General features: G+C 53.0%; 5 protein-coding genes. All 5 read left to right on the top strand.

Annotated elements, in window-relative coordinates; translation table 11 throughout:
- On the top strand, positions 1–687 hold a 687-nt coding region (locus KQI64_RS00075; protein ID WP_216522749.1), incomplete at its 5' end, for an ABC transporter permease subunit.
- The gene (locus KQI64_RS00070; RefSeq protein ID WP_216522748.1) at positions 684–1,544 is read left to right on the top strand and encodes a sugar ABC transporter permease; all 861 of its coding nucleotides are present in this window, start codon (positions 684–686) and stop codon (positions 1,542–1,544) included. The genes KQI64_RS00075 and KQI64_RS00070, both read left to right, overlap by 4 nt.
- 233 nt (positions 1,545–1,777) lie before the next feature.
- Positions 1,778–3,376 (top strand): alpha-amylase family glycosyl hydrolase, encoded by a 1,599-nt coding sequence (locus tag KQI64_RS00065; protein WP_216522747.1) that lies wholly within the window; start codon positions 1,778–1,780, stop codon positions 3,374–3,376.
- 348 nt (positions 3,377–3,724) lie between these two features.
- Positions 3,725–6,628, top strand: a complete 2,904-nt coding sequence (locus KQI64_RS00060) for an acyl-CoA dehydratase activase (protein ID WP_216522746.1) — start codon at positions 3,725–3,727, stop codon at positions 6,626–6,628.
- A 43-nt stretch (positions 6,629–6,671) separates the two neighbouring features.
- Positions 6,672–7,982, top strand: a complete 1,311-nt coding sequence (locus KQI64_RS00055) for a 2-hydroxyacyl-CoA dehydratase (RefSeq protein WP_216522745.1) — start codon at positions 6,672–6,674, stop codon at positions 7,980–7,982.
- The last annotated feature ends 204 nt before the right edge of the window (positions 7,983–8,186 follow it).

Here is an 8,186-nt window from a genome sequence, read left to right as displayed (position 1 = left end):
AACTATATCCTCGGTATGATCGTCGCTCTGATGATCAACAAGAAGGGTATCAAGTTCAAGGGTCTCTGGAGAACCCTCTTCGTTATCGCTATCGCGGTTCCCCAGTTCGTATCCCTGCTTCTCATGAACCAGATGCTCCAGGTCAACGGTGCTATCAACGTTCTTCTGACCGATATCAGCCACCTGTTCGGCGGAACGGAGACGATAGAGATCCAGTTCCTCAACAGTACGACCTTTATGGCTCGTGCGACGGTTGTAATCGTCAACATCTGGGTTGGTATTCCTTATACCATTCTTTCAATGTCCGGTATTCTGATGAACATTCCTGAGGATCTTTACGAGTCCGCGCGTATCGACGGCGCTACTCCCGTTAAGACCTTCACCGCCATCACTCTCCCGTACATGATTTTCGTTACCACACCTCAGCTGATCACCACATTCGTCGGCAATATCAACAACTTCAACGTTATCTACCTGCTGACAGGCGGCGGTCCCACCACGCAGGATTACTATCAGGCGGGTCGTACCGATATCCTTGTAACATGGCTGTTCAAGCTGTCCATGGATACTCAGGACTACGGTCTCGCGGCGGCAATCGGTATTCTCGTATTCATTGTCTGCGCGACCATCTCGCTGATTGTATACAACAACTCGAAGTCTATGAAGGATGAGGAGGCGTTCTCATGATAAAAAGTTATAAATTCAGAAGACGCATTGCTAACTTCTTCATCTATCTCATCCTTGCGATTCTCGGCATTATCTGGGTATCTCCGTTTGTATACCTTGTAATGCACTCCTTCCGCGCCGAGTCAATGACTACGGTTCCGTACCTCATTCCTCACGAGTGGACGTTTGACAACTACATCAAGCTCTTCACAAGCGCGGGTTCTTCATCGATCAACTTCCCCAGATGGTTCCTTAACACCTTCGTAGTAGCTATCTTCAGCTGCATTATCTCCACTATCTCCGTTCTGGCTGTTTCCTACACCTTCAGCCGTCTGAGATTCGGCGCTCGTAAAAAGCTGATGAACGTTGCCATGATCCTCGGTATGTTCCCCGGCTTCATGACCATGATCGCTATCTACTACCTCCTCAAGGCTATGGGTCTTAACCAGAACCTCATCGCTCTCGTAATCTGCTACAGCTCCGGCGCAGGCTTGGGCTTCCAGATTTCAAAGGGCTTCTTCGACACCATTCCGCGTGCTCTCGACGAAGCCGCAACAATCGACGGCGCAACCAGAAACCAGATTTTCTGGAAGATCATTCTCCCGATGTCAAAGCCTATCGTAGTTTACACCGTACTGACCTCCTTCATCGGTCCGTGGTGCGACTTCATCTTGGCTAAGATCATCATGGGTGATAAGCGCGAACTGTACACCGTAGCTATCGGTCTGCAGTCAATGGTAAGCGCCGAGTTTATCAACGAGTACTACAAGCAGTTCCTCGCGGGCTCTGTAATGGTAGCTATTCCGATTACAACGCTCTTCCTCATCATGCAGCGCTATTATGTAGAAGGCGTAACCGCGGGCGGCGTAAAGGGTTAATTCTCTTTATTAAACTCATATGCTCTTACGGGCGGCAGTCTCCGGCTGCCGCCCTTATTTTATTACGCGTTTTCCGTTTCGCGTTTTCCGTTTCGCGTTTTCCGTTTCGCGGACTATGGGTTCGATGAAGTCAAGCTGCCCGTTTACGCGGGAAGTGTTCATCAGACTCTCGCTAATCACATTTCATTGACAAAGGAACGATATTACTCTACTCTGATTTACGGGGTGCTTCTATGAAAAAATCAATTTCTCTTATTTTGTGCGCTCTGCTGATCGCTTCCGCTGTTCTTTCCGGCTGCGGCGGCGACGTTATGGACAGCCGCAAGGCTGAAGCGTCAACTGACAAGTATCGCAATTTTTACGAGATATTCACCCAGTCCTACTGCGACTCCGACGGCGATGCTATCGGCGACCTGCAGGGAATTATTTCACAGCTCGACTACCTCAACGACGGCGACCCGAACACGGGAGAGGATCTGGGCATAGACGGCATCTGGCTCACCCCGATCATGCCGTCAAAGTCCTATCACAAGTACGACGTTGAGAATTACTACGACATCGACCCGGCGTTCGGCACGCTTGATACCTTTGATACCCTTGTCGACGAGTGCCACAAGCGCGGGATAAAGCTTATTATCGATCTCGTCCTCAACCACATTTCCTCGCAGAACCCGCTCTTCACAAAGGCGGCGATGGAGGTAACTGAGGGCAACCTCGACGGCAACGCCAAATATTTTGAGATCCACGAGAAGGACTATTTCAGCCCCGACACCCAAGTCGTTGTTCTCGGCGACTACGCCTGCGAGGCGAATTTCTCTCAGTCCATGCCCGAATGGAACCTCAATTCCGAAGCGACCCGCGAGGAGTTTACGAAAATCGCCAAGTTCTGGCTCGACCGCGGAGTCGACGGCTTCCGTCTTGACGCGTGCAAGTTTTATACCAACAAGGAAACCAACGGCGAGGAGTTCCTCGAGTGGTTTGTTAAGACCTGCCGCGGCATAAATCCCGACGTATATATCGTCGGCGAAACATGGTCGGGCGACGCGGACATCGAGGAGCTTTACAAGAGCGGCATCGACAGCCAGTTCGCGTTCAAGTACGCCACGACCTCCGGCACCATTGTTGAGTTTATGAACACCCAGAAGGGCAAGGCTCTCGTTTCCAAGGTCAGCGGCTACGACGAGAAGATGCGCAAGGCAAATCCCGACGAGATCAACGCCATGTTCCTCTCGAATCACGATCAGGTGCGCATCGCAAACGCCCTCGAGTCGAAGGGTCTTGACTACGAAAAATTCGCCGCCTCTGTCTACATGCTCTTCCCGGGCAATTCCTTCACCTACTACGGCGAGGAAATCGGCATGACGGCGCCGAACCCCTCGGGCGACGCGAATTACCGCACGCCTATGGTATTTGACAGCGACGATATGCCGAAAATCTACGTACAGGGCGCCGGCGACACCTTTGAACCTCCGACAAACGGCGGCGTTAAGCAGCAGCTCAAGGACAAGGATTCGCTGCTCAATTTCTACCGCAAAATAATCAAGGCGAAGCTCCAGAATCCCGAAATCCAACGCGGCAGGGTAGTGTCAACTCCAGATATGGGCGACGATACCGTCGGCGCGTTCATCACCGAGTACGACGGCAAGCAGGTCATGGTTCTCCACAACTTTGACGCTGAGAACTCAAAGCAGCTCACTATCACCGAAGAAATGCTCAAGTCACCCGAGCTTGTCGCCGACCTGTCAACAGGCAAGGAAAAGGCGAGCCTGAGCGGCACCGAACTCAAGCTCCCGGCGCACTGCTCGGTTATCCTCAGAGTTAAGGAAGCCTGAATAAATTTTTATGATTCAACAAGGTCTGATGTAATGTCAGACCTTGTTTTAATGAGCGGAGAGGTAAGATAGGCGGCAGAAACTACAGAATTTTACTACAAAACTGTATAAAATCCAAAATCTGACCGTTGTTCCTTTTTGTCAATGGTGATATAATCATTAATATAGTCGAATAATTCTAAATCAGAATTATAAACTCGCTAAAAAGAATTATAATAAATTGATTATGGATTATTATAGGGTTTTTTATCACTTTTTGTCGAATAATGTCGGGAGCTTTCTCGGCGAAGAAACCCGCGCATAAAAATTATCAAGGCAATACCGCGATGAGGTTTAGGAGGCGGACTTTTGAGATTAGGACTTGATATCGGCTCGACCACAATAAAGTGCGTCGTGCTCGATGATGACAACAAGCTGATATACAGCACATACGAGCGCCATTATTCCCAGATCACCGAGAAAATCGCCGAGCTGCTCGAACGCGTCAGAAAAGAGATCAAAGGCGCGGACAAGGCGCTTGTCGCGCTTTCGGGCTCCGCGGGAATGGGAGTCGCCCAGGACTGCGGCATCGACTTTGTGCAGGAGGTTTACGCCACAAGAGTTGCCGCGAACACGTTTATCCCGGGCACCGACGTTGTGATTGAGCTCGGCGGCGAGGATGCGAAGATACTCTTCCTGACAAACGGCCTTGAGGTGCGCATGAACGGCACCTGCGCCGGCGGTACGGGCGCGTTCATCGATCAGATGGCGACACTCCTCAACGTTCCGCTCGAGGAAATGGACGACCTCGCCAAGCAGTGCGAAAAGACCTACACCATCGCCTCACGCTGCGGCGTGTTCGCGAAAACGGATATCCAGCCACTGCTCAACCAGGGCGCGCGCAAGAGCGACATCGCCGAGAGCATATTCAACGCGGTCGTCAGCCAGACCGTCGCGGGTCTCGCGCAGGGCAGAGAGATCGAGGGACAGATAGTCTACCTCGGCGGCCCTCTGACCTTTATGAGCGAGCTGCGCAACTGCTTTGACCGCACCCTCGGCACCAAGGGCATCTGCCCCGAGAATTCGCTCTACTACGTAGCCTGCGGAGCGGCTCTCTGCGCCGAACAGCCGATTGACTTCGATTCGGTCATCGAGGCGGTCAAGGATTACCACGGCTCGGGAAATTTCGCCTTCAACCAGCCGCTTTTCATCAGCCCGGGCGAGTACGAGAGCTTCTGTCAGCGCCACTCAAAGGCTGATGTAAAGCAGAAGGAGCTCAAGGGCTACAAGGGCAGGGCGTACATCGGAATGGACGCCGGCTCGACCACCGTCAAGGGCGTTGTTCTCAACTCCGACGGCGAGCTGCTCTACTCAAAATATCTGCCCTCAAAGGGCAACCCCGTTGAAATCATCAAGGCTTTCCTCGAGGAGGTCTACGGAATAAATCCGGATTTGGACGTCGCTTCTTCGGCGGTCACCGGCTACGGCGAGGACATTATCCGCAACGCCTTCGACGTGGACTACGGAATCGTCGAAACCATAGCCCACTTCACGGCGGCTAAGTATTTCATGCCCGACGTCGAGTTCATAATTGACATCGGCGGACAGGACATCAAGTGCTTCAAGATTCACAACGGAGCGATCGACAACATTTTCCTCAACGAGGCTTGCTCCTCGGGCTGCGGCAGCTTTTTGCAGACCTTCGCCAACGCCCTCGGCTACGGCATCGAGGAGTTTTCAAAGCTCGGTCTTTTCGCCAAGCGTCCCGTCGACCTCGGCTCGCGCTGCACGGTATTTATGAATTCAAGCGTCAAGCAGGCTCAGAAGGACGGCGCGACCATCGAGGATATCTCGGCGGGTCTGTCTCTGAGCGTCGTCAAGAACGCATTATATAAGGTTATCCGCGCCTCAAGCCCCGACGAGCTCGGCAAGAAAATCGTCGTTCAGGGCGGAACCTTCCTCAACGACGCGGTGCTCCGCGCGTTTGAAATGGAAATGGGCGTAGAGGTTGTCAGACCTAACATCGCGGGTCTGATGGGCGCGTACGGCGCGGCTCTTTACTCCATGAAAAAATCCAAGGGCACGGGAAGGAGCAAGCTTGCCGATTCGCAGGCGCTGCGCGACTTCGTTCACGAGATAAAGGTGACGAACTGCGGCCTGTGCAATAACAACTGCCGCCTGACAATCAATTCTTTCGGCGGCGGAAGAAAGTTCATTGCGGGCAACCGCTGTGAGCGGCCGATCACCAAAAAAGCGCCTGCCACGGGCATGAATATGTACGAATACAAGCTCCGTCTGCTCGAAACCTACCGCCCCGTCGAGGGACTGCGCGGCAAGCTCGGCATTCCTATGGGACTGAATATGTTCGAGCTGTATCCGTTCTGGTACCGCTTCTTTACGGAGCTGAAATTCGAGGTCGTACACTCTCCGTTCTCGAACCGCAAGCTCTACCAGCGCGGTCAGCAGACGATCCCGAGCGACACGGTCTGCTTCCCGGCAAAGCTTATGCACGGTCATGTGCAGACCCTGATCGACGAGGGAATAGAGACGATTTTCTATCCCTGTCTGTCCTATAACTTCGACGAGCACCTCGGCGACAACCACTACAACTGTCCCGTCGTCGCTTACTATCCCGAGGTTATCCGAAACAACATGAAGGACGTCAAGAAGGTCAACTTCATCAAGGAGTACTTCGGCATTCACCGTCCCAAGGACTTCCCGAAGAAGGCTTACGAGCGTCTGAGCTTCTATTTCCCGGACATCACGCTCAACGAGGTGAGAGTCGCGGCGAAGAGGGCGTATGAGGAGCAGGAGCGTTACCGCGCGAAGGTCCAGTCAAAGGGTGAGGAGATCATCCGCAAGGCTGAGCACGAGGGAAAGAAAATCTTTGTGCTCGCGGGCAGACCGTATCACATCGACCCCGAGATCAACCACGGTATCGACAAGCTCATCGCGGGCTTTGATGTTGCGATCGTCAGCGAGGACGTTGTATCACCGCGAGTTGACCGCTTCCACACGGGAGTGCTCAACCAGTGGACTTACCATTCGCGCCTGTACGCGGCGGCAAAGTACGTCACCACGCGCAAGGACATGGAGCTTGTGCAGCTCGTTTCCTTCGGCTGCGGCGTCGACGCCATCACCACCGACGAGGTGCGCGAGATACTCGAGGCAAAGAACAAGATCTACACACAGATCAAGATAGACGAAATCACAAATCTCGGCGCGGTCAAGATCAGGATCAGAAGCCTGCTCGCCGCGATTGATAACGATTAGCGGTTATTTTCATTAACTACCGACTGATACAGAAGGAATTCTTATGGCAGATTTGAAGTATGACAAAAAAACAGGGCGTCTGCTCTTTACCAAGCAGATGAAGCGCGAGTACACGATACTCATGCCAAACATGGCGCCCATACATTTTAAAATGCTCAAAAACGTCTTTATGCACTACGGCTACAAGGCGGAGCTGCTCGAAACGACGGGTCCTGAAATCGCGCAGACGGGTCTTAAATACGTCCACAACGACACCTGTTACCCGGCGCTGCTCGTAATCGGTCAGTTCATCCACGCACTCCAGAGCGGAAAATACGACGTTCACAAGACAGCGCTGATGATCACCCAGACAGGCGGCGGCTGCCGCGCGTCAAACTACATCTTCCTGCTGCGAAAGGCGCTCAAGAAGGCAGGCTTTGAATTTGTGCCGGTCATCTCGCTCTCGTTCGGCATGGAAAAGAATCCCGGTTTCTCGCTCACGCTTCCGCTCATCAGGCGCTTTGTCGGCGGACTTGTCTACGGCGACCAGCTCATGCTCCTCGCCAACCAGATCAAGCCCTACGAGGTCAACAAGGGCGAGACCATGGCTCTCGTAAACACCTGGAGCGACCGTCTTGCGGAAATGCTGATCGAGGGCAAGGGCTACACCCTTGAGGAGATCGACGAGACGCTCCACAAGCTGACAAAGGATTTCTCAAAGATCCCCGTAAACCGCGTGCCAAAGGTTAAGGTCGGCATCGTCGGCGAGATCTACGTAAAATATTCAAAAATGGCGAACAACGGCCTTGAGGAATTCCTCGCCGAGCAGGACTGTGAGGTCTGCGTGCCCGGTCTTATGGGCTTCGCGTCTTTCAAGGTCGACAACCGTCTTGAGGATTACAAGATGTTCGGCGGCAACCGCCTCAAGTACGAGTTCTGCAAGGCGCTGCTCGACTACGTGACAAAGCTCGAGACGCTGATGATCGAGGCGGCAAAGCGTTTCAACTTCGTTCCGCCGCATCAGTATGCCCACACCAAGGAGCTTGTCAAGGGCGTAATCGGCTACGGCAGCAAAATGGGCGAGGGCTGGCTGCTCACCGCGGAGATGATCGAGCTTGCCGATACCGGATACGAGAACATCGTCTGCACACAGCCGTTCGGCTGTCTGCCGAACCACATCAACGGCAAGGGCGCTATCCGCAAGATAAAGGAGATCCGCCCGAACGCGAACATCGTGACTATCGACTACGACCCCGGCGCTCCGAAGGTCAACCAGGAGAACAGAATAAAGCTTATGCTCGCCGTCGGCAGGGAAGAGCTTCAGAAGAAGCTCGCCGCCGAGAGTGAGAAAAATGAGGATAAAGCGGACGCGTAAGGCGTTCGCTTTTTGCATTGGCAGTAATCGCAGTGACTGGGTCAGCGCACAAACTGCCAGCTGCACACAAAAATCCCGAAAAAAACCTTGACAAATCGGCGTCTTATGGTTTATAATAGTAAATCGTGGAGCATTCTATAACTGCGCCCTTTTTGCGGGTGCTTCAAACGGAGTGCGACGCGAAGTTTATCAATTCCACTAAAT

Source organism: Lachnoclostridium sp. MSJ-17 (genome assembly GCF_018918205.1).
Lineage (GTDB): Bacteria > Bacillota > Clostridia > Oscillospirales > Acutalibacteraceae > Ruminococcoides.
This window is presented reverse-complemented; position numbering and strand designations above follow the sequence as displayed.